Annotated in this window: 23 protein-coding genes and 3 tRNA genes; 12 read left to right on the forward strand and 14 right to left on the reverse strand. The window is 59.6% G+C overall.

Going from position 1 to position 20,830, the window contains the following annotated elements:
• Positions 1-2 precede the first annotated feature (2 nt).
• From ACR0BF_RS07195 to ACR0BF_RS07210, 4 genes are all read left to right on the forward strand, one after another.
• Positions 3-1,052, forward strand: a complete 1,050-nt coding sequence (locus ACR0BF_RS07195; protein WP_480475875.1) for a quaternary amine ABC transporter ATP-binding protein — start codon at positions 3-5, stop codon at positions 1,050-1,052.
• Complete coding sequence (locus ACR0BF_RS07200; protein WP_480624575.1) at positions 1,049-3,115, forward strand: ABC transporter permease; 2,067 nt, start codon at positions 1,049-1,051, stop codon at positions 3,113-3,115. Before ACR0BF_RS07195 ends, ACR0BF_RS07200 begins: the two co-directional genes overlap by 4 nt.
• 106 nt (positions 3,116-3,221) lie before the next feature.
• Positions 3,222-3,887, forward strand: coding sequence for an NnrU family protein (locus ACR0BF_RS07205; protein WP_480604485.1), 666 nt, complete (start codon positions 3,222-3,224; stop codon positions 3,885-3,887).
• 70 nt (positions 3,888-3,957) lie between these two features.
• Entirely contained in the window at positions 3,958-4,479 is a 522-nt protein-coding gene (locus ACR0BF_RS07210) for a DUF2478 domain-containing protein (RefSeq protein ID WP_480493779.1), read from the forward strand.
• 231 nt (positions 4,480-4,710) lie between these two features.
• Here the strand turns inward: ACR0BF_RS07210 and ACR0BF_RS07215 are convergent.
• Positions 4,711-4,794 (reverse strand) — tRNA-Tyr (locus ACR0BF_RS07215).
• 116 nt (positions 4,795-4,910) lie between these two features.
• Here ACR0BF_RS07215 and rlmB point away from each other — a divergent pair.
• The 4 genes from rlmB (at position 4,911) to ACR0BF_RS07235 (ending at position 7,202) form a co-directional block, all read left to right on the forward strand.
• Positions 4,911-5,681, forward strand: coding sequence for a 23S rRNA (guanosine(2251)-2'-O)-methyltransferase RlmB (gene rlmB, locus ACR0BF_RS07220; RefSeq protein ID WP_480624576.1), 771 nt, complete (start codon positions 4,911-4,913; stop codon positions 5,679-5,681).
• 15 nt (positions 5,682-5,696) lie between these two features.
• Positions 5,697-5,978, forward strand: a complete 282-nt coding sequence (locus tag ACR0BF_RS07225) for a hypothetical protein (protein ID WP_480493857.1) — start codon at positions 5,697-5,699, stop codon at positions 5,976-5,978.
• A gap of 182 nt (positions 5,979-6,160) precedes the next feature.
• Positions 6,161-6,535: a YHS domain-containing (seleno)protein gene (locus ACR0BF_RS07230; RefSeq protein ID WP_480624577.1), complete on the forward strand. Its 375-nt coding sequence runs from the start codon at positions 6,161-6,163 to the stop codon at positions 6,533-6,535.
• Between the two features lie 196 nt (positions 6,536-6,731).
• Positions 6,732-7,202, forward strand: a complete 471-nt coding sequence (locus ACR0BF_RS07235) for a CoA-binding protein (RefSeq protein WP_480475887.1) — start codon at positions 6,732-6,734, stop codon at positions 7,200-7,202.
• Here the strand turns inward: ACR0BF_RS07235 and ACR0BF_RS07240 are convergent.
• The 3 genes from ACR0BF_RS07240 to hisF all read right to left on the reverse strand — a co-directional run bounded on the left by ACR0BF_RS07240 (position 7,199) and on the right by hisF (position 8,916).
• Entirely contained in the window at positions 7,199-7,771 is a 573-nt protein-coding gene (locus ACR0BF_RS07240) for a hypothetical protein (protein ID WP_480516255.1), read from the reverse strand. The genes ACR0BF_RS07235 and ACR0BF_RS07240 overlap by 4 nt on opposite strands.
• 69 nt (positions 7,772-7,840) lie before the next feature.
• The gene (locus ACR0BF_RS07245; RefSeq protein WP_480475891.1) at positions 7,841-8,158 is read right to left on the reverse strand and encodes a phosphoribosyl-ATP diphosphatase; all 318 of its coding nucleotides are present in this window, start codon (positions 8,156-8,158) and stop codon (positions 7,841-7,843) included.
• A complete protein-coding gene (gene hisF / locus ACR0BF_RS07250; RefSeq protein WP_480476924.1) occupies positions 8,155-8,916 on the reverse strand; it encodes an imidazole glycerol phosphate synthase subunit HisF in 762 nt (253 codons plus the stop codon). Before hisF ends, ACR0BF_RS07245 begins: the two co-directional genes overlap by 4 nt.
• 117 nt (positions 8,917-9,033) lie before the next feature.
• Here hisF and ACR0BF_RS07255 point away from each other — a divergent pair, with 117 nt between their 5' ends.
• Positions 9,034-9,480: a DUF302 domain-containing protein gene (locus ACR0BF_RS07255; protein ID WP_480493785.1), complete on the forward strand. Its 447-nt coding sequence runs from the start codon at positions 9,034-9,036 to the stop codon at positions 9,478-9,480.
• A gap of 4 nt (positions 9,481-9,484) precedes the next feature.
• Here ACR0BF_RS07255 and hisA read toward each other — a convergent pair whose 3' ends face one another.
• On the reverse strand, positions 9,485-10,204 hold the full coding sequence (hisA, locus tag ACR0BF_RS07260) for a 1-(5-phosphoribosyl)-5-[(5-phosphoribosylamino)methylideneamino]imidazole-4-carboxamide isomerase (RefSeq protein ID WP_480493786.1): 720 nt from the start codon (positions 10,202-10,204) through the stop codon (positions 9,485-9,487).
• 134 nt (positions 10,205-10,338) lie between these two features.
• On the opposite strand from hisA, the gene ACR0BF_RS07265 reads away from it, so the two are divergent.
• A complete protein-coding gene (locus tag ACR0BF_RS07265; RefSeq protein WP_209504550.1) occupies positions 10,339-10,740 on the forward strand; it encodes a DUF2147 domain-containing protein in 402 nt (133 codons plus the stop codon).
• Between the two features lie 3 nt (positions 10,741-10,743).
• Here ACR0BF_RS07265 and hisH read toward each other — a convergent pair whose 3' ends face one another.
• Positions 10,744-11,382 carry an imidazole glycerol phosphate synthase subunit HisH gene (gene hisH, locus ACR0BF_RS07270; protein ID WP_480493787.1) on the reverse strand — a complete coding sequence of 213 codons (639 nt, stop codon included), beginning with the start codon at positions 11,380-11,382 and terminating at the stop codon, positions 10,744-10,746.
• Positions 11,383-11,970 (reverse strand): imidazoleglycerol-phosphate dehydratase HisB, encoded by a 588-nt coding sequence (gene hisB, locus ACR0BF_RS07275; RefSeq protein ID WP_480554066.1) that lies wholly within the window; start codon positions 11,968-11,970, stop codon positions 11,383-11,385.
• A 154-nt stretch (positions 11,971-12,124) separates the two neighbouring features.
• Here hisB and ACR0BF_RS07280 point away from each other — a divergent pair, with 154 nt between their 5' ends.
• Positions 12,125-12,364 (forward strand): Lrp/AsnC family transcriptional regulator, encoded by a 240-nt coding sequence (locus ACR0BF_RS07280; RefSeq protein WP_480482339.1) that lies wholly within the window; start codon positions 12,125-12,127, stop codon positions 12,362-12,364.
• Here the strand turns inward: ACR0BF_RS07280 and ACR0BF_RS07285 are convergent.
• The 3 genes from ACR0BF_RS07285 to ACR0BF_RS07295 all read right to left on the reverse strand — a co-directional run bounded on the left by ACR0BF_RS07285 (position 12,361) and on the right by ACR0BF_RS07295 (position 13,485).
• On the reverse strand, positions 12,361-13,221 hold the full coding sequence (locus tag ACR0BF_RS07285) for a GNAT family N-acetyltransferase (RefSeq protein ID WP_480624578.1): 861 nt from the start codon (positions 13,219-13,221) through the stop codon (positions 12,361-12,363). The genes ACR0BF_RS07280 and ACR0BF_RS07285 overlap by 4 nt on opposite strands.
• 81 nt (positions 13,222-13,302) lie before the next feature.
• A tRNA-Gly gene (locus ACR0BF_RS07290) sits at positions 13,303-13,377 on the reverse strand.
• Positions 13,378-13,410: 33 nt separating this feature from the next.
• Positions 13,411-13,485 (reverse strand) — tRNA-Gly (locus ACR0BF_RS07295).
• A 150-nt stretch (positions 13,486-13,635) separates the two neighbouring features.
• Here ACR0BF_RS07295 and ACR0BF_RS07300 point away from each other — a divergent pair.
• A complete protein-coding gene (locus ACR0BF_RS07300) occupies positions 13,636-13,788 on the forward strand; it encodes a hypothetical protein (RefSeq protein WP_480475907.1) in 153 nt (50 codons plus the stop codon).
• Between the two features lie 15 nt (positions 13,789-13,803).
• On the opposite strand, the gene ACR0BF_RS07305 is transcribed toward ACR0BF_RS07300, so the two are convergent.
• The 4 genes from ACR0BF_RS07305 to ACR0BF_RS07320 all read right to left on the reverse strand — a co-directional run bounded on the left by ACR0BF_RS07305 (position 13,804) and on the right by ACR0BF_RS07320 (position 20,821).
• Entirely contained in the window at positions 13,804-14,187 is a 384-nt protein-coding gene (locus tag ACR0BF_RS07305; protein WP_480624579.1) for an MAPEG family protein, read from the reverse strand.
• A 78-nt stretch (positions 14,188-14,265) separates the two neighbouring features.
• Positions 14,266-17,703 carry a pyruvate carboxylase gene (locus ACR0BF_RS07310; RefSeq protein ID WP_480624580.1) on the reverse strand — a complete coding sequence of 1,146 codons (3,438 nt, stop codon included), beginning with the start codon at positions 17,701-17,703 and terminating at the stop codon, positions 14,266-14,268.
• Positions 17,704-17,857: 154 nt separating this feature from the next.
• Positions 17,858-18,985 (reverse strand): alpha-hydroxy acid oxidase, encoded by a 1,128-nt coding sequence (locus tag ACR0BF_RS07315; protein WP_480624581.1) that lies wholly within the window; start codon positions 18,983-18,985, stop codon positions 17,858-17,860.
• Positions 18,986-19,024: 39 nt separating this feature from the next.
• Positions 19,025-20,821: a sensor domain-containing diguanylate cyclase gene (locus ACR0BF_RS07320; protein ID WP_480624582.1), complete on the reverse strand. Its 1,797-nt coding sequence runs from the start codon at positions 20,819-20,821 to the stop codon at positions 19,025-19,027.
• Between the last annotated feature and the right edge of the window lie 9 nt (positions 20,822-20,830).

Below are 20,830 nucleotides of genomic sequence, written 5' to 3' on the forward strand. Positions count from 1 at the left end.
AAGTGACGGACACGACCATGCCAGCCATCGCCTGCCGGAATCTCTGGCAGGTGTTTGGCCCCGGCGCTGACAAAGCCCTGACCGACGCGCTGTCTCGGTCAGGGAATGACGCCGACAAGGCTGCCGCCGCCCTTCGGGAACAGGGGCTGATCCCCGCTGTTCAGGATGCCAATTTCGAGGTTCAGGAGGGCGAGCTTTTTGTCATCATGGGTCTGTCGGGCTCGGGCAAATCCACGCTGATCCGCTGCATCTCGCAGCTGCTGCCCGGTACGGGCGGCGAGATTCGGGTGGATGGCGAAAACGTCATCGGAGCCTCGAAGAAGGCCCTGACCGAGTTGCGCCGCAAAAAACTGGGCATGGTGTTCCAGCATTTCGGCCTGTTCCCGCATATGACCGTTTCTGAAAACGTGGCCTATCCGCTGCGCGTGCAGGGTGTGGGCAAGAAGGAACGGCTGGCGCGCGCGCAGGAGGTGATCTCCCTGGTCGGTCTGGAAGGGCGCGAAGACAGCTTTCCGCGCCAGCTTTCAGGTGGCCAGCGCCAGCGTGTGGGCATTGCCCGCAGCCTCGCCGTAAATCCCGATATCTGGTTTCTGGATGAACCGTTCTCGGCCCTCGACCCATTGATCCGCCGCCAGTTGCAGGATGAATTCCTTCGCATTCAGGCGACGCTGAAGAAATCTATCGTCTTTATCACCCATGACATTCAAGAGGCGTTGAAGCTGGCCGACCGCATTGCCATCATGCGCGACGGCAAGATTGTTCAGATCGGAACGCCCACTGATATCGTGTTGCGCCCGGTGGATGATTACGTGCGCGAATTCTCGAAGGATGTCGCCAAAGGTCAGCACGCCAAGGTCGCCTCGGTCATGCGGAGCGAGGCGGAATGTGGCCCGGATGATCCCGGCCTCACCACCTCGATGACGCTGGACGCAGCCCTTGCGCATTGCATGGAGCTGTATGAACCCGTGCCCGTGCGGGATGAGGCGGGCAATGTCGTTGGCACGGTGCATCCGTCCGATCTGGCCGCAGCTCTTCAGGTGGACGAGACATGACCGCCATAACCGACCTCCCGACACGGCGCAGTGCGCAGTTGACGGCAGGTGCGAAGGCCGCCCTGATAACTGTTATCGTCGGTGCAGTTTGCCTTGCGCTCGAGGGTATCGCCCCGTGGCTGGTCAAGTGGCCCGCCGCGTGGGAACTGCCTGCAACCCAATGGGTTGGCGCGTTTCTGGACTGGTTTCTGAACCTGATCAAACCGGCAATGCGGCTGTTTTCGGACCTGATGACCCACCCAATGAACTGGGCGAATTTCGTGCTGGGCAAAACGCCATGGCCCATTCTGATCGGGATCGTGACCGCGTTGGGCTGGTATCTGGGCGGCTTGTCCATGGCCGCACTTGGCTTTCTGGGCCTCAGCTTTGTTTTGGCCTCGGGCTATTGGGCCGAAAGCATGAATACGCTGGCGCTTGTCGCCGTGTCTGTCCCTGTGGCGCTGGTCATTGGGGGCGGCATCGGCATCCTCGCCAACGAAGTGCCAAAGGTGAAATCCTTTGTGCAGGCCGTGCTGGACATCATGCAGACGGTGCCAACCTTTGCCTATCTGACACCGCTGCTGCTGCTGTTTGGATTTGGTCCTGTTGTTGGTCTGATTGCTTCGGCCATCTATGCCGCACCGCCAATGGCGCGCAATGTCATGCTGGGATTGGAACGGGTAGAGCCCGAAATCAAAGAGGCGGCCATCATGTCTGGCGGCACTCGGTTCCAGCAGCTGTTCCAGGTCGAAATCCCTGCCGCCACCACTCAGATTATGGTCGGTGTGAACCAATGTCTGATGGCCGCATTGTCGATGGTTATCATCGCCGCGGTCATCGGTGGGTTCAACGATATCGGCTGGGAGGTTCTGCTGACCATGCGCAAGGCGCAGTTCGGCGAATCGCTGATGGCGGGTCTGGTTATCGTGGTCTTTGCGGTGGTGATCGACCGGATGAGCGGTACTTTGGCGACCGAGCGTAAACGCTATGACAGCCGCGTTGTCTGGGCGATGCTGGGCTTTGCTGTTGTCTTCACTGCGGCCTTCCGGGCGTGGTTGCCAAACCCTGCGGAATTGACCCTGCTGGACCCGATGGCCGAGATCGTGGACAGCGGCCTGACCGCGTTCACGCAGGCCAACGGCCAGTGGCTGGACGCCCTCAAGAACAACTCATTGTTCTATGTACTGCTACCGCTTCGGATCGGGCTGGATCAGGCGGTGCTGCCCTTCACATGGGGTTTCCAGTGGACGTCGAGCATGAGCTATGGCCTGTTCGCGGCCGGTGCCGGGATTGCGCTGTTGATGGCGTGGCGCGGGCGGCTGACTGGCGGGCTGGTCGTTCTGATCTTGATCGGAATGCTGGAAACCGGCATCGCGAACCTGCCCTGGCCCTTTGTCCTGACCGGCGCTGCCGCGCTGGGCTGGGTCGCCGGGGGCTGGCGTCTGGCCGCGCTCTGCGTGGGGCTGCTCTGCACCATCCTCGTCTCGGGCCTGTGGGAAAGGGCGCTGCTGTCGCTTTATCTTAGCGGTGCAGCAGTGTTTACCTGCGCTTTGGCAGGGGGGCTGATCGGTCTTGCCAGCGCGGTATGGCAGCCTGTGTGGAACGTGGTTCGCCCGATCTGCGATATGTTGCAGACGATCCCCCTGTTCGTGTTCCTGATCCCGGTGCTGATGGTGTTCCAGATTGGTGAGTTCTCGGCCTTTCTGGCGATCTGTGCGTATGCGATTGTCCCGATGATCCGCTACACACGGCACGGGCTGGTCAATACACCGGATGAGATGATGGAGGCCGCAATTTCAAGCGGTGCGACCGAGTGGCAGATCATGCGCGATGTGCGGGCGCCTTATGCGGCCCCGACCATCCTTCTGGGGCTGAACCAGACCATCCTTTACGCCTTCGCCATGCTGGTCATCGCGGCACTTATCGGGACCACCGGTCTGGGCCAGTCGATCTATCTGGCGCTGGGTCAGGCGGATGTGGGGCTTGGTATTTCGGCCGGGGCCGCGATGGCGATTCTGGCACTGATCGCAGATCGCATCGTGCAGGGCTTTGCCGAAGAACGCCGCGCGGCGCTTGGGCTGTAATACAGGGCAGGGGCGGTGCGTCCGCCCCTGCGGCCCAACTTGATTTCGGGCAAGGACGTCGCTGTCCTCCCAATCTAGACCGACCCCAACACGTTTGGAGAAAATCATGACCGGTTGGGGCCTGTTCCTTGCAGCACTCATCGTTTTCCTGCTCAGCCATGCAATTCCTGTACGGCCCACCGTGCGGGGCTGGCTGATCGGCACGCTCGGCCGCCGGGGGTATTTCGCGGCCTATTCACTTCTGTCTTTGGCCGTGCTGGCCTGGCTGATTGTTGCCGCTGCAAACGCCCCCTATGTCGAGGTCATTCCGCCGTTCGCAGTCTTGCGCTGGTCGCCGATACTGATCATGCCCGTGGTGTGCTGGCTGGCTGTGACCGGGCTTGCGATCCAGAACCCGTTTTCTTTCGGAGGGATGGGCAACAGGTCCTTTGACCCCGAACACCCCGGTATTCTGCGCACCACCCGCCACCCGATCCTTGCCGCGCTACTGTTGTGGTCCTTGGCGCATCTTCTGGCCAATGGAAGCCTGTCACATGTGATTCTGTTCGGCCTGTTTGCCGGATTTTCTGTTATGGGCATGGACCTGATCGACAGGCGTAAATCGCGTGAGATGGGCTTTGAATGGGTCCGGTTGTCCCGAAATACGTCGCGGTTCTCACTCCGCTCACCGCGACCCTGGCCACGCCCCTGGGTCTGGCTGACCGCACTGGCCGCTTATGCGGTTCTTCTTCACCTGCACGCACCTGTGATTGGTCTGTCGCCGCTTCCTTGACTGGGGGAGTGGTCGGGCATCGCCTTGCGTGCTATTTGAAACGTCACAATCGAATTACAAGAGGTCCAAGATGCATCTGGCCTATGTCACCACCACCGACCGCGGCGCGACGGATCGCCTGCTCAGTGCTGTTGCTGAACGTCTGCTGGCGTCCGGCGCGAAACTGGCCGGTGTCGTGCAAACAAACACGGAATGCGCCGACAGCAGCAAATGCGATATGGACGTGCGCGTGCTGCCTAATGGCGAAACCATCCGTATCTCGCAATCACTGGGCACCCAGTCCCGCGGCTGCCGTCTGGACCCCGCAGCGCTGGAACAGGCGGTTGGGTATGTGACCGCCTCGCTTGCGAACGCGCCGGACCTGCTGATTATCAACAAATTCGGTAAACATGAGTCTGATGGGCGGGGGTTCCGCCCGGTGATCGGCGAAGCGCTGGCGCTGGAAATTCCGGTGCTGGTCGGCGTGAACGGGCTGAACGCCGAAAAGTTCAACGCCTTCGCCGAAGGCGCGGCCGAGGAGTTGCCTGCGGACTTGGACGAAATCGTGCGTTGGTTCAACCGCATAGCTCAGATGCGCCCGGCTGCGGAATAGGTGGGCAATCGACCGGCGTGTTGATCTGAACGTCATGACATGCGGTGGCGAAGACCACGCGGAACCCTTCGTCCACGATCCAGTCGCGTTAGCCCCGGGTTAAGATCTGTAAAACTGATCAGGTCTGTCGCATCTGAGAATGGTGGCAGACCAAAAGCAATAACGCAGCTGCCAGATTACAGAGCAGTGCGGACTACACGTCCTGACCATCTTCGAAATACATTGGAAAGATGGTGGGCGACCCTGGAATCGAACCAGGCGTGCGTCTCCGCGAGGGAGTTACAGTCCCCTGCCACACCTTGCGGCCTGTCGCCCACTGTCAGGCGTTGCACCTGACGTGGAGGCGTGATTACTAGCGCACCAAAGGAGCGTCAACAGGAAAATTTCCCTTTGGCGCAGGAAACCGAATTCCCGGCCCGGAGGCCCTTGAAATGAAGAAACCCAAATGGGTCGTCGAAAAGGAACAGGCGCGCAAAGCTGCCGTTGCAGAAACCGTCTGGCTGTTTGGCCTGCACGCGGTTCGCGATGCGCTGATGAATCCAAAACGGCAAAAACTACACCTGATGGTGACGCGGAATGCATGCGATAAACTGGCGGAAGCTATTGAATTTGCTGGGATAGAGGCCGAGATAGTCGACCCGCGCAAGTTTTCTGCCCCCATCGATGCCGGATCAGTACATCAGGGCGCAGCGCTAGAGGTCAAGCCGTTGGAATGGGGTAGTCTGGCCGATAACTGCATCGGTCGTGAAAACCCTCGTGTCATTCTGCTGGACCGGGTCACCGACCCGCACAATGTTGGGGCGATTCTGCGCTCGGCCGAAGTTCTGGGGGCCAGTGCTGTGATTGGCACACGCCACCATTCCGCGCCCGAGACCGGAGCACTGGCAAAAACCGCCAGTGGCGCGCTTGAACGGCAGCCCTATCTGCGGGTGCGCAACCTTTCGGACGCGATTGTCGAGCTTCAGGGCATGGGCTTTCTGGTTCTTGGGCTGGACGGAGAAGCCGACGTGACAATCGAAGGCGCTTTGGGCACTGGCCGGAACCGCCCAGTCGCGCTTGTGCTGGGTGCGGAAGGTCCAGGATTGCGGCAGAAGACAAAGGAAACCGTGGATCAGTTGGTTAAAATTGACGCAGCCGGGGGATTTGGTTCCCTGAACGTCTCAAATGCTGCGGCAATCGCCTTATATGCATCGCGACCCTGAATAAAGGAGAGCGTCATTCCCGGTCCTGCCAAAATCGCGACCTGCTGTTATTGCGGCACCCGGGCTGCCCTGATCCTGAAAGGCAAGGAACGGCACGAGCTTAGCTGTTCCAGCTGTGGGGCACCGCTGCACGACCTGAAGATGTTGCCCGTGCGGAAAGTACTCAAACCCGAACCGCTGCGCGCCGCTGTGTCTCATACTGCCCCTCGGAAAACAAAGCGCAAAAAGAGGAAAAAGACCATGCTTGCGCGCGTGTTCGATGAAGCATGGGACGTGATCGAAGACGTCTTTGACTAAGTTTCAATTGGCGGACACTCATTCACAACCGCGTCAACAGGGGTTTCGAAAAGCGCGAAAAGTTGCATCTTGATGGTCTTGAATGTGCAGATTCCAATGTGACGATGCTGAACCGACGTACTCTTCTTTGCTCGCTGAGCACTGTGCTGCTTGCCCCTGCCGTATTTGCGCAGGACAAACCCGTGTATTACGCCACTGATGGTGTGGCGTTGGCGGGGTATGATCCCGTGTCATATTTTGGCAGCGATGCGCCCTCAAAAGGGGTGCCCGAAAATGCGGTCATGTGGAAAGGTGCCCGGTGGCATTTCAAATCGCAGACAAATCGTGAGCTCTTCGAGAGCAATCCGCGCGCCTTTGCGCCGCAGTTCGGCGGCTATTGCTCGTACGGGATGGCGATGGGCGTGCTGAAAAGCACAGATCCCAAGGCGTGGCAGGTGGTCGATGGGCGTCTTTACCTGACGCATTCGCCCGAGGTCGAGGAAATCTGGCAGCAGGATCAAACAGGGTACATTGCGATGGCCGAAGAAAATTGGCCCGCAATTCTCTACGGAAGATAGGTAAAGTTCAGCTAATTGTGAAAAGTCATCACAAAAATGCGCTGCCCCTCTTTTTTTTAATAGATCCATGCTTAAATGTCACAGTGACCGCGGAACGGAACTGCCGCGGGTCATTTCACTGTCCCTCGTTCCAACAACTGGCGCCCAAGCTTTCTTGGGCGCTTTTTTCTTTTTGGAACGCTGTTAAGGATAGGGCATGCCAGATTATTCCGATCAGTACCTCAAGGCCATTTTGCAACGCACCAAGACGGTGGCCGTTGTCGGCGTTTCCATGAACCCGGTGCGACCCAGCTATTACGTGGCGCGCTATTTGTCGCTGAAAGGGTTCAAGGTGATTCCCGTCAATCCGGGCCACGCGGGCAATGACCTGTTTGGTCAGACGGTTTGCGGCAGCCTGTCAGAAATTTCCGAGCCTGTGGACATGGTGGACATTTTTCGGCGGTCCGAGGCCGTGCCACCTATTGTGGACGAGGCGCTGGATGCGTTTCCGTCGCTCGGTACGATCTGGATGCAGATTGGTGTGGAACACCCTGAAGCGGCGGCAAAGGCCAAGGCCCGTGGGGTCGATGTGGTGATGAACCGCTGCCCCAAAATCGAATATCAGCGCCTGTTTGGCGAATTGCGCATGGGTGGATTTTCGACTGGGATCATTTCGTCCAAGCTTTAGGGTTTGGCGGGGACGTAAGGTTTCAGGCGGGCGACCTGTTCCTTCCGCCGCTTTTCCAGCACCACGTCGCGCGGGACCCAGTCATACCGGGTATCCTCGACCAGCGGAGACCAGAACAACACGCCGCCATAACGCCACGGGTCCAATACGACACCGTCATACAGCGTCGCGCCTTTACGGCTGATGATTGCGGTGCTGTGGTCGATCCGCGTCGGGTTGTCCGCGTTTGCGATGGCACGGTGCAGATCCAGCGTCCGGAAGTTTTCCTGTTTCAGCCGCCGCTCGATATCCTCGGCCCAATGCCAGCACAGCCCACGCGGGCGCAGCCCCTTGTTGACCTTCATATTATGGATCAGGGGCGGGTCTGTGATCTGGTATTCCTCGACCAGCTGGGCGGTATAGGCGTAAGCAATTCCCGCCGCGCGTCGGGCCTCCTCGGGGTCGATATCCGGGCCAAGGCCCTGAATCTCCGAGGCGAGCCGCTGCACCTCATCCCCGGTCGAGCGCGGCGGCGAGGTGCAGCCAGCCACGATGGCAAGGGTTGCCACAAGCATCAAAACTCGGATCATATCGCGCCTTCAGCCTGACAGTCTGGCATCCGATTATAACGGCACAGGCGACGGTGCGGAACCCGGGCCTTACCCTTTGGGGCGGGCAGCCTTTTCGGCGATACCACTGGTGCCCTGACGGCGGTCCAGCTCGGCCAGAACATCATCCAGCGCCACGTCCCGCGCGGCCAGCATGACCAGAAGGTGATACAACACGTCCGCCGCTTCCGAGGTCAGCTTAACCTGATCCCCTTTTACGGCTTCGATGATGGCCTCTATGGCCTCTTCACCAAATTTCTCGGCGCATTTCTCAGGGCCTTTCGCAAGTAGCTTGGCCGTCCAGCTGCTGTCGGGATCAGCCCCCTTGCGTGCCTCGATCGTGGCGGCCAGATCGTGCAAGATGCTCATGTCAACCTCATGGGGATGCCAGCTGCGACCATATGTTCCTTGGCCTCGCGGATGGTGTATTCGCCGAAATGGAAAATCGATGCCGCCAATACGGCGCTTGCGCCGCCCTTGGTGACGCCCTCGACCAGATGGTCCAGAGTGCCAACACCGCCCGAGGCGATCACGGGCACATCTACCGCGTCGGAAATGGCGCGGGTCAGCGGCAGGTTGAACCCGGATTTGGTGCCGTCGCGGTCCATTGAGGTCAGCAGGATTTCACCGGCCCCCTTGGCGACCACGGCTCTTGCAAAGGCAACCGCATCAATGCCGGTGGGTTTGCGCCCGCCATGGGTAAAGATTTCCCACTTGCCGGGGCTGACGGTCTTGGCGTCGATGGCGCAGACAATGCATTGACTGCCGAACTGATCTGCCGCTTCGGCAATCACGTCCGGGTTGGCAACCGCGGCCGAGTTGAAGCTTACCTTGTCCGCCCCCGCCAGCAGCAAGGCGCGCACATCGTCTTTTGTTCGCACCCCACCGCCCACGGTCAGCGGCACGAAACACTGTTCCGCCGTGCGCTGTACCACATCGAACATGGTGCCGCGATTCTCATGGGTCGCGTGAATGTCGAGAAAGCAGATCTCGTCCGCTCCGGCTGCATCATAGGCTTTGGCCGATTCCACCGGGTCGCCCGCATCGCGCAGGCCCACGAAATTCACGCCTTTGACCACACGGCCATCAGCAACATCAAGGCAGGGAATGATCCGGGTTTTCAGCATAGGATATCCTTTACGGGCGCACCTCTAGCGGCAAAGCCTTGCCGATGCCAGACTTGTGATTGTGAGCGGTCTCAAATCTGTGAGAATTGGGGTGAATTTCACAGAAGGAATATCGATATGCGTAGACTGATTCTGGCTTATGTTTTTTCGTTCGGAGGCGCGCTGACCGCTATGGCAGATGATCTGATCAAGGTTCAAACCGACAAATCCGTTGCCGAGGCGCTGGACGCGCTTGAAGCTGCCGTCGGAAATGCAGGCGCAACCGTGTTTGCCCGCATCGACCACGCGGCCGGGGCGGAAAAGATCGGCACGCCCATTCCCGCCAATCAGGTACTGATTTTCGGCAACCCTGCGCTGGGTACGCCAGCCATGCAGATCGACCCGCGTGCCGGGCTGTTTCTGCCTCTCAAGGTGCAGGCTTACGAAGACGCCAATGGCCAGGTGTGGCTGATCTATGAAGACCCGAAAGAGACATTGGACGACCTGAACGATGTCGACAAATCACCGGTCATCGAAAAGATGCGCGGTGCGCTGGCCAAGCTGACCGCCGCAGCCGCGCAATAACCGATCACGACAGGGCGCGGATGGCCTCGGCCAGGTCAATCGCGCCATCATAAAGCGCCCGACCCGAAATCGCGCCGTTCAGCGCAACGCCACAATCGCGCAGGGCGATCAGGTCGTCCAGCGAACTGACACCGCCTGAGGCGATCACCGGGATGGAAACGGCCTGTGCCAGGGCAGCGGTCGCTTCGATGTTCGGGCCCTGCATGGCACCGTCGCGATTGATATCGGTGTAGATGATTGCCGCAACGCCTGCGTCTTCGAAACTACGGGCCAGATCGGTGACCTGAACGTCGGTCTCTTCGGCCCAGCCCTTGGTGGCCACCATGCCGTTGCGTGCGTCGATTCCGACGGCGACCTTGCCGGGAAAGGCTTTGGCTGCTTCGCGCACAAGGTCGGGGTTTTCGACAGCGACAGTGCCCAAAATGACCCGCGCCAGCCCTTTCTCGATCCAGGTTTCGATCGTGGCCATGTCACGGATGCCGCCGCCCAGTTGCGCAGGCACCTTGCACGCTTTCAGAATTGCCTCAACCGGCGCTGCGTTGACCGGCTCGCCTGCGAATGCGCCGTTCAGGTCGACCAGATGCAGCCATTCGCACCCTGCCTCGACAAAAGCACGGGCCTGAGCGGCCGGGTCTTCGTTGAACACGGTGGCCTTGTCCATTTCACCACGCAGCAGGCGTACGGCATTGCCGTCTTTGAGGTCGATGGCGGGGTAGAGGATCATGTCGGGCGGCCCTATATCACTGTTACACGCGCGGGATATCGCACAAGCAGGGCAGGGGATGCAACGCGACGCTGGGTCATTCTTGCCCGTCGCCCACCGGCGGGTCAGACTGCCTTCAAAACAGGGAGAAAATCATGAAAACTTTTACTCTTTCAGCGGGCCTGATGCTGCTTGCTACGGCTGCTTTTGCGGACGATCCGGTTGACGGCCTGTGGAAAACCGCGCCGGGCGATACAGGTGGCTATCTGCATGTGACGATTTCCGAATGCGGCAGTGCGATCTGCGGCACCATCGACAGCGCTTTCGACGCGGATGGCAACCAGCAGCTGGAATATGAGAACCTTGGCAAAAAGATCATCTGGGACATGGTTCCCGAAGGGGGCGGCAGCTATGACAGTGGTAAAATCTGGGCCCCCGACCGGGACAAAACCTACAACTCGAAGATGTCACTGGACGGCCAGAACAAGCTGACCGTCAAGGGATGCGTGGCGGGCGGCCTGATCTGTCGCGGGCAAACCTGGACGCGGGTTCAGTAAGCCTCAGGGCTTCCAGGTCAGGAAGTTGCCCAGCATGCGCAGGCCAACATCCTGGCTTTTCTCGGGGTGAAACTGCATCCCAACCATCGTGTCGCGGCCAATCACGGCCGTGACGTCCTGCCCATATTCCACATAAGCCAACCGCTGCGCCGGGTTGCTTACACGGAAGTGGTAGGAATGGACGAAATAGGTGTGATCGCCTGATTTCACCCCGGCAAAGATCGGGTGATCGCTTTCCAGAACCAGATCGTTCCAGCCCATATGCGGCACTTTCAGCGCGGCATCTGACGGTTCGATCCGAACAACATCACCTGCCACCCAGCCCAGACCATCGGTCTCTGTGTATTCATGGCCTTTGGTTGCCATCAGCTGCATACCAACACAGATACCCAGAAACGGACGGCCCTTCTGTTCGACCGCTTCGACCATCGCGTCATAAATACCCTTATGGCCGCGCAGCTCGGCGGCACAGGCCGGGAAAGCGCCATCTCCGGGCAGAACCAGTCGGTCCGCACGCGCAACCACATCCGCGTCAGAGGTGACGACAACGTCACCAGCGCCGACCTCTTGCGCCATGCGCTGAAACGCCTTTTCCGCTGAATGCAGATTGCCGCTTTCATAGTCGATGATGGCTGTCAGCATTTACAGCGCGCCCTTGGTCGACGGAATCGCATCCGCCTTGCGCGGATCGGTCTCAACCGCATCACGCAACGCGCGCGCGACAGCCTTGAACGCAGCCTCGGCGATGTGGTGGCTGTTGAAGCCGTGCAACTGGTCAATATGCAGGGTAATGCCGCCATGGGTGCTGAGCGCCTGAAAAAACTCGCGCACCAGTTCCGTGTCGAACGTACCGATCTTTTGCGTCGGCAGATCGACAGTCCACATCAGGAACGGACGGCCCGACAGGTCCAGCGCACAGCGCACCTGAGCGTCATCCATCGGTAGATGGCATTCGCCATAGCGCCGGATGCCCTTCTTGTCGCCCAGGGCCTGTGTCAAAGCCTGACCCAGGGCGATGCCGGTATCCTCGACCGTGTGGTGATCGTCGATGTGATAGTCACCCTTGGCGCGGATTGTCATATCAATCAACGAGTGGCGCGCCAGCTGGTCCAGCATATGGTCAAAGAACCCGACGCCGGTCTGATTGTCATAGGTGCCGGTGCCATCCAGATTGACCTCGACCGAAATTTCGGTTTCGGCGGTCTTGCGGCTGATCGAAGCGGTGCGCATGGGCGAATTCCTTTTGCTACAGGCGCGCTTATAGACGGGGTGGGGCCGGTTGATCCAGACCATGCGTTGCAATCGCTGCAAACTGTTGCAAGGGATTGCACCCGGCCCGGCACCATGTCAGCTTGCAGACAACACGAACCAACAGGGCCACGCCATGTCCACCTGCGTATTCATCCAGATCCGCTGCAAACCCGGCACCACCTACAAGGTCGCCGAGGAAATCGCGCTGCGCGAAATACACTCAGAGCTTTATTCCACTAGTGGTGAGTTTGATCTGATGCTCAAGCTCTACATCCCCGAAACCGAGGATGTAGGCCATTTCATCAACGAACACCTGCTGGTGATTCCCAATATCGAACGCTCGCTGACGACGATGACGTTCAAGGCGTTTTAACCCAACTCAAACGTTGTCACGCCATAGATGCGGGTCAGGTCGATATCCGGTTGATCGCCGGAATACATCCGGGCGGTTTCGAACACTTTCGTAAGACCCAGCTTGTCGGCCAGTGCAAAGGCGGCATTGTTGGGTTGTGGCATGTCGATGAACACCTCTTGCCCACTTTGATCTTCGGGCAGAGCTTTTAATACGCTTGCAAGCAGTGCTTCGGCAATGTCGGCGCGGTCCGCAAACAGCGGCCCGACCTTGTATCCGGTCCGACAGGGGCGCAGCGTGGCATAGCCTTTGATCTGCCCGTCTTCGGTAAACACGCGGGACACATGGCCGCTTGCGCTCAGCCAACCATGCAGGAACGCATCGCGCCGGGCGGGGAAAAGCTGACGATCATAGTCCCTTAACGCATCTGAAACGGTGCTCAGCACATCAACACCAGCGGTCGGTGCCAGCGCGCCTAGGATATCTGCAACCCGCCCTGAAAAGCGGTAGTTGTTATAGGCAAAGGTGAACCCGGATTTCCGGTAGTTGTCCTGCTGCTCGACCACGCCATCCAGACCCATGTTGCGCCCGGCACAGTGGGCCAGCGCGTGCTGCGCAATCTCAAGCCCGTGGCCATGGTGTCTGTATTCTGGCTTGACGATGTAGAAACCCAAAAAGGCAAAATCATCGTCGTAGTTCACCGCCGAGACAGACGCGATCAATTCGCCATCCAGAAAACCTCCCAAGAACCCATCGGGATCAGTTGTACGAAAGCACTCGGCATCGTGACGACCCGGATTCCACCCCTCGCGCCCGGCCCAATCCACAGCCTCCTGCAACTCATCAGCGGACAAGGGGCGGATAACATAATCAGACATGCGAACATCCCGTGTTGCGAATTGCATTCAGAATGCCGCAACCGGGGCAGAAGAACCAGCATGTTTGGAAGGTTTGGTATCTGGAGCGGGCGAGGCGATTCGAACGCCCGACCCTAACCTTGGCAAGGTTATGCTCTACCCCTGAGCTACGCCCGCATCAGATACACATGTGGTCCGAAGACCTCTCAATGGAGCGGGCGAGGCGATTCGAACGCCCGACCCTAACCTTGGCAAGGTTATGCTCTACCCCTGAGCTACGCCCGCGCCGTTGAGTGAGGAGGGATGTATAAATTCCCACGCGGGGCTGCAAGCGGAAAAACACAAAAAGCGGGAAAAATCTTTTCGACGGAATCCGGCCCGTGATCCGTTCAACCCGTAATGCAAATCATTAAAACACAGGCAGGAGGTGCCGTCATGATATCCGTTGCAGACCTGAAGATCGTGACACTTGCCGCGATGATTCTGATCGGCGCTGCCATCCTGAAGCCGGACCTGCATGAACATGATCAGTTCACACCGGTTCTGCTGGGTGCACCGCAGATCGAAACAACCGTTCTGGCAGGGTAACACCCGCCAGACGGCCTAAAGCGCCAGAATCAGGTTTGCGAAAGCCGCCCCCAGAATGGCGAGGAACGTCAGGCTCATGCCGGCCTGCCGCAGGATGACGATCTGCGGCGTTCGCCCAAATCCGTACGCGTGCAAAAGACGCCCCGCCAGTAACATCAGCCCCAGCAGATGGACCAAACCCCCGGCCGCGCCCTGTAGCTCAACCATGGCAATCAGCAACAGGGAAATCGGGGCGTATTCGGCGCAGTTCGAGTGTGTCCGTATCGCCTTGATCATCAGCTTGCTGCCACCATCCCCGACCGAGATCTTATCGCTGCGTCGTTGCAGGATCACTTTGACGCTGAGTGCGACGTAGAGAAGTGCGACCAAGGCCGCATAGATCGGGGTGATTGCAAGCATAATGGGTCTCCGCTCAATCATAGAAAAAGGCCGTGCGGTCTCCCACACGGCCTGACGAACATTAGGTTGTTTTCCGTCTTATTCCAGTTCGATCAGAAGGTCCTTTGCGTCAATCTGGCCGCCGGGCTGGATATGCACGGCTTTGACCGTCGCATCACGCTCGGCATGGATACCGGTTTCCATCTTCATTGCCTCGATGGTCAGCAGCATGTCGCCTTCCTTGACCTGCTGGCCTGCGGTGACGGTAACAGTGGCCACAACACCCGGCATCGGTGCACCGACATGATCAGGGTTGCCGACCTCGGCCTTTGGGCGCGCCTGTGTGGTTGATGTGACCATCCGGTTCGGCACCCGGATCACACGCGGCTGGCCGTTGAGTTCGAAGAAAACCTTGACCTCACCTTTTTCATCCGTCTCGCCGATGGCCTGACACCGGATTTCCAGCGTCTTGCCGGGGTCGATCTCGGCCGTGATCTCTTCGCCGGGTTCCATGCCGTAAAAGAAGGTGCGCGTGGGAAGGGTGCGGACCGGGCCGTAAATCCGGTGACGGCCCATGTAATCCAGAAACACCTTGGGATACATCAGGTACCCGTTCAGATCCTCGTCATCGACTTCTTTGCCTTCCAACTGCTTGGACAGCTCGGCGCGGGTGGCTTCAAGATCGACGGCAGGCACGTCCTTGCCGGGGCGCTGGGTGTTGGGGGCCTCGTCCTTCAGCACCTTCTTGATGATGGTGTTCGGGAATCCTCCCGGAGGCTGACCCAGATTGCCGCGCATCATGTCGACGACCGAGTCGGGAAAGGCCACATCCGTCGCCGGATCCTCGACCTGCTCGCGGGTCAGGCCCTGACTGACCATCATCAGGGCCATGTCGCCAACAACTTTCGACGACGGCGTTACCTTTACGATATCGCCGAACATCTGGTTCACATCGGCGTACATCTGCGCGACCTCGTGCCAGCGCTCTTCCAGACCCAGGCTGCGCGCCTGCGCCTTGAGGTTGGTGAACTGACCGCCTGGCATCTCGTGCAGATACACCTCGGACGCCGGGGCCTGCAGGCTTGATTCGAAGGCCGCATATTGACCGCGCACGGCCTCGAAGTAATCGCTGATCTCGCGGATGGCCTTGATGTCCAGCCCGGTGTCACGGTCGGTGTGGCGCAGGGCCTCGACCACGGTGCCCAGCGTCGCCTGGGAGGTGTTGCCGCTGAAGCTGTCCATTGCGCAATCCACCGCGTCCACACCCGCCTCAGAGGCGGCAAGGATGGTGGCGCTGGCGATGCCGGCCGTGTCATGGGTGTGGAAGTGGATCGGCAACCCAACCTCTTCCTTCAGCGCCCGGATCAGAATCTTGGCCGAGGCTGGTTTCAACAGGCCCGCCATATCCTTCAGACCCAGAATATGCGCGCCTGCGTCGCGCAGTTCCTTGGCCATGCCGACATAGTATTTCAGGTTATATTTGGCGCGATCAGGATCCAGAATATCGCCGGTATAACAAACGGTGCCCTCGCAGATCTTGCCGTTGTCGATAACAGCATCCATCGCAACACGCATGTTCTCGACCCAGTTCAGCGAGTCGAAGACGCGGAAGACATCAATGTTTTTCGATGCCTGGCGCACGAATTCCTGCACCACGTTGTCGGGGTAATTGGTGTAACCAACCCCGTTCGCACCCCGCAGCAGCATCTGCGTCATCAGGTTCGGCATTGCCTCACGCAGGTCGCGCAGACGCTGCCATGGGCATTCCTGCAGGAAGCGATAGGCCACGTCGAACGTCGCACCGCCCCAGCACTCGACCGAGAACAGCTGCGGCAGGTTCGCGGCATAGGTTGGCGCCACCTTGATCATGTCGATCGACCGCATCCGGGTCGCCAGCAGCGACTGGTGTCCGTCGCGCATGGTGGTGTCGGTGATCAGCAGCTGCCGCTGCGCTTTCATCCAGTCCGCCACGGCCTGCGGGCCTTTCTGCTCCAGCAGGTTGCGCGTACCCATCCGCGGCTCGGCCTTCTGCGCGGGGGGCTTGGCGACTTTCAGGTCGGCACGAGGTTCGGGGCGGCCCTTGGTTTCGGGATGACCATTGACAGTGATATCGGCGATATAGGTCAGAACCTTGGTGCCCCGGTCGCGGCGGCGTTTGAAGGCAAACAGATCCGGCGTCGTGTCGATGAATTTGGTGGTGTATTCATTCGACAGGAAGGTTGGGTGCTTCAGCAGGTTGATAACGAAATCGATATTGGTGCTGACGCCGCGAATACGGAACTCGCGCAGGGCGCGGTCCATCCGGCTGATCGCCTTCTCGGGTGTCGGCGCCCAGGCAGTGACCTTTGTCAGCAGCGAGTCGTAATACCGCGTAATCACCCCGCCCGCATAGGCCGTGCCGCCATCCAGACGAATGCCCATGCCCGTGGCCGAGCGGTAGGCGGTGATACGCCCGTAGTCGGGGATGAAGTTGTTCTGCGGGTCTTCTGTGGTGATCCGTGTCTGCAGCGCGTGACCGTTCAGATGCACCTCTGCCTGACTGGTGGCACCGGTGGCTTCGGCCAGCGTTTTGCCTTCGGCGATCAGGATCTGCGCTTGAACGATATCGATGCCGGTGACCTCTTCGGTGACCGTGTGTTCGACCTGTACGCGCGGGTTTACCTCGATGAAGTAGAACTTGCCCGTCTCCATATCCATCAGGAACTCGACAGTGCCTGCGCATTCGTAATTCACATGGGCACAGATCTTGCGGCCCAGTTCGCAAATCTCGGCGCGCTGATCTTCGGACAGGTAAGGGGCAGGGGCACGTTCGACGACCTTCTGGTTCCGGCGCTGGACCGAGCAGTCGCGTTCGTACAGATGATAAATCTCACCATGCTTGTCGCCCAGGATCTGCACCTCGACATGGCGGGCACGGATGATCATCTTTTCCAGATAGCCTTCGCCATTGCCAAAGGCGGCCTCAGCCTCGCGGCGGCCTTCCAGAACCTTTTCTTCCAGCTCATCCTCCGACTGGATCGGGCGCATCCCGCGCCCGCCGCCGCCCCAGGACGCCTTGAGCATCAGCGGGTATCCGATCTCGGCGGCCTCCTTGCGGATCGCGTCCATGTCATCACCCAGAACTTCGGTGGCCGGAATGACAGGCACACCGGCCGCGATGGCCACGCGCCGCGCGCTGGCCTTGTCACCCAATGCGCGCATGGTCTCGGCCCGGGGGCCGATGAAGGTGATGCCGTTCTTGACGCAGGCATCCACGAAATCCGGGTTTTCGGACAGCAGGCCATAGCCCGGATGGATCGCATCCGCGCCGCAGTGTTTGGCCACGCGGATGATCTCGTCAATCGACAGATACGCCGCGACCGGACCCATGCCCTCGCCAATCTGATAGGCCTCATCCGCCTTGAACCGGTGCAGGCCCAGTTTGTCTTCCTCAGCGTAAACAGCGACGGTGCGTTTGCCCATCTCGTTTGCTGCGCGCATGACGCGGATGGCAATCTCGCCGCGATTGGCGATCAGGATCTTGTTGAAGTCTGTCATATCAGGTCCCGGTCTTTGGTGTTTGGGCGTCTTATTGGGCGGAGAATACGCACAGGTACATCCGTTCTTCTGGGTAGAACCGGCATGTTATCGCTCGCAAACGCCCTTTGGCCTCGGCACACTTATAGGGATGCCGCGTTGCAGCATCAATAATTTAGCGTTTCGTCTCAAACTGACATAAATCGGCCAGTCCCATCTGACCCATATTCGCGTGCAGATCCTGCCTCAGGATATCGATCACATGCGCGGGGCCTTTTGCGCCAAGTGCCGCAAGACCGTACAAAAAAGCGCGCCCCAGCATGACGAAATTCGCGCCCAGCGACAGCGCGCGCAAGATATCCAGCCCGCCTTCGACACCGCTGTCGAATATAAGTGGCAGGCGGGTCGCGTTCCGGATCGCGGGAAGAATCTCGATGCTGGCCGGGGCTGCATCGAACTGTCGGCCCCCGTGATTCGACACCCACAGGGCGTCCACACCCACTTGTTCCAGCCTGTCCGCATCCTCGGGGCGTAGGATGCCTTTCACGACAAACGGCCCTTCCCAATGATCGCGCAGCCATTTGACGTAATCCAGATCCGGAGAGGTTCGCAGCAGGTATCCGACATGGGCCGTCGGCGGCAGATCACCGGGGTCATCGATATACTTGTCCAGTGTGCGCATATGTGGAACGCCGCTGCGCAGCATGCCCAGTGCCCAGGCGGGCCTTTGGACGATCTGTGCCAGCAGGCGCAGTGTCAGTTTCGGCGGCTGCCGCAGGCCCGAGCGTGTTTGCCGCTCCCTGCGCGAGGCGAAAGGGACGTCAGCGGTCAGAACCAAAGTTCGAAATCCCGCCCGGCGCGCCCGGTTCAGCATGTCCATGCGAATCTCGGGGTCCCTTGGCGGATACAGCTGGAACCACGCGGTCTCGCCCAGATAGGGGGCCAGGTCTTCTGGGCTCTGACTGGCCACCGTCGACAGCGAATAGGGAATGCCTGCTTTGGCGGCGGCCTGTGCCAGCAACCGCTCCGCATCAGGCCAGACCAGACCGGACATCCCGATCGGTGCAATACCGAAGGGCAAAGGACAGGTGCCGCCCAAGATTTTCACCGACGTATCGAATTCAAGGTCCCCATGCAGGATCGAGGGGCTCAGACGGACATCATCCAGCGCCTTTCGATTGCGATGCCGCGTCGTTTCAATCCCGGTGCCGCTGTCGATATATTCCCACACGAAGTGCGGCAGCCGACGGCGTGCGCGGCGTTTCAGATCTGGAATGCCGGGATAGGCGCTGTGCAGGTCCATACGGATTGATCCGGCCTGCGGGGCGATTCGGCAAGGTTTTCAAGCGGCTTCCGGCGATGGGCGTTTACCCGTTGCAGGAACGCGCCTTGCCTGCTCCAGCGCCCCGGCGGCGACGTGAACCTGATTGCGCCCCTTGTCCTTGGCGACATACAGCGCATCATCCGCGGCACGCATCAAATCCTGCGGCATGGTGCCGTGGGCGGGGTAATGCGCGACCCCGACCGAGATTGTGATACGGGGCAGGGCCTTTTCACCATAGCGGACAATGACCGCCTCGACCGACTGGCGCAACTGCTCGGCACGGGTCATGGCATCTTCGGGGCGGTTGTCGGGCAGAATCAGCATGAATTCCTCGCCGCCGATGCGGCAGGCGATCTCGTCCCGGTCGCAACCCTGTTCCAGCGCCGCGCCGACGGCACGCAACACCATGTCTCCCGCGTCATGACCGTGCGTGTCGTTGAATTTCTTGAAGTGGTCCACGTCCACGGCAATCAGGCTCAGCGCCGCACCGGTCTGCTGGCTGCGGCTGATGGCCTTGCGCAATGTCTCGGTCATGTGGCGGCGGTTGAACAGCCCGGTCAGCGGGTCGCGCACCGACTGGTCATGCAGCTGATCGCGCATGCGGACATTGGCGATTGCCATGCTGATCTGTTCGGCGCACAGCTGCGCCAGTTTGCGGCTTTTATGGAAACAGGCCTCTCGCCCCTCAGCCGCGCGCAGATGCAACAGGCCAACGGTTTCCCCGTGGGCCAGAATGGGAAAACAGAAATAGGGCCGTCCGTCATGCGGTTCGGCATGTTCGCAGACAAAATCGATCTCTGAGGCACCGAACTCATAAGTCCGGCCGCGCCTCAAGCCCCAGCATCCTTCCGGATGGATATGAGATTTATGCGTTCCCCCGTTCCAGCTGGCACACCCGTCCAGCACATCGCGCGAGTTGGAATAGACGTACACGCTTCCCTCGGCCTCGGGCAGGATATGGGTCATAAAGCGCGCCACCATGTCAAAAAGCTCATCCAGTGAGCGGCTTGATTGCAGCCATTCGTTCAACTCGCCCAGCAGGCGCACCTCGCGCGCCAGGCGAAGCTGCTCTCCCATCAGTTCGCGTTCTTTCACGGCCCGTTTGCGCAAATCACGCATCTGGCGGCGGTTGGTGCGGTGGACAATCAGTATGACAGTGGTCAGTGCTAGCAGCGCGACACCGCTAAGAAACACCAACGACCAACGCACACGGGTAATGAACAGGGTCCTGAGATCGGTGATGTCCGAATAGAACTCGATAGCGCCCAGGAATACGCCATCCACGGTGATCGGCGTATAGACTTCTGCCACATGGCGGCTGCCCGGGCCGGTTCGCTTAGCGGGGTCGTTGTCAAATGAATCAACCTCTGTCGCGGGCTTTTCTTCGTGGTTGTAGTAGACCCTTCCGGCGGCGACAACCGACTGGAAGTAAGGTTTTGTATTTACGGCCCCGATATCGTTTGCACGGGTCGACCAGAACACCTGACCGGATGCGTCAAACAGCTTGAACCGATAAATATCCGAGGTTTCGGGCAACAGCATCAGGAATTCCGCGTCATGCTCGTTCAACTCATGGAACCGAAACGTTGCATCCAGATTGTTCAGATGGCTTTCGACCTGACGGCTTAACCGCATGGCGTCTTTTCGCAGGTCCGATTCCAACATGCGGTCTACAACCGGGGCAGGGGCAGCATAGATGCCCCATCCCGCTGCCGCTGTCAGCGCGATCAGAATCAAGGTCACACCCACAAGTTTCAGCCGTGACGACCCGCCCGCCAGTTCCGTCGCTTCCATCTGTTCCACTCCCGCAGCCATGGAACCAGC

The sequence above is a fragment of the Ruegeria sp. AG7 genome (assembly GCF_056541545.1).